General features: G+C 51.6%; 1 rRNA gene. It reads right to left on the bottom strand.

Annotated elements, in window-relative coordinates:
- A 23S ribosomal RNA gene (locus BEN26_RS13805) occupies nucleotides 1-1014 on the bottom strand; the annotation flags it as partial.

Below are 1014 nucleotides of genomic sequence, written 5' to 3'. Positions count from 1 at the left end.
ATCCATAGCTTCGGTGATACGTTTAGCCCCGGTACATTTTCGGCGCAGAGTCACTCGACCAGTGAGCTATTACGCACTCTTTGAATGGTGGCTGCTTCTAAGCCAACATCCTGGTTGTCTGTGCAACTCCACATCCTTTTCCACTTAACGTATACTTGGGGACCTTAGCTGATGGTCTGGGCTGTTTCCCTTTTGACGACGGATCTTAGCACTCGCCGTCTGACTCCTGAAGATAAATCTTTGGCATTCGGAGTTTGACTGAGTTCGGTAACCCGATGAGGGCCCCTAGCCCAATCAGTGCTCTACCTCCAAGATTCTTACTCCAAGGCTAGCCCTAAAGCTATTTCGGGGAGAACCAGCTATCTCCGAGTTCGATTGGAATTTCACCGCTACCCACACCTCATCCCCTAGTTTTTCAACACTAGTGGGTTCGGGCCTCCAGTGAGTGTTACCTCACCTTCACCCTGGACATGGGTAGATCACACGGTTTCGGGTCTACGACTACGTACTTTCGCCCTTTTAAGACTCGCTTTCGCTACGGCTCCAGCTCTTCACTTTAACCTTGCACGCAATCGTAACTCGCCGGTTCATTCTACAAAAGGCACGCTGTCACACCTCCCGGGTCCCCGCGAAAGTAACACTTTCGTGGGTGGGAATGGTGCTCCAACTGTTTGTAAGCACACGGTTTCAGGTTCTTTTTCACTCCCCTCCCGGGGTGCTTTTCACCTTTCCCTCACGGTACTGTTTCACTATCGGTTGCTAGGGAGTATTTAGCCTTAGGAGATGGTCCTCCCAGATTCCGACGGGGTTTCACGTGTCCCGCCGTACTCGGGGTCTGTCTTGGAGAAAGGATGATTTTGCTTACGCGGCTGTTACGCTCTTTGGCCAGCCTTTCCAGACTTGTTCAACTACCATCCTTTTTTCTTACTCCACATAAGACGCCCCACGACCCCGATACCCGTAGGTATCGGTTTAGGCTGTTCCCTTTTCGCTCGCCGCTACTTAGGGAATCGC

The organism is Tepidibacillus sp. HK-1 (genome assembly GCF_001748485.2).
GTDB classification, from domain to species: domain Bacteria; phylum Bacillota; class Bacilli; order Tepidibacillales; family Tepidibacillaceae; genus Tepidibacillus_B; species Tepidibacillus_B infernus.
Note: the sequence above shows the minus strand (reverse complement) of the source record. Positions and strands in the feature narration are given on the sequence as shown.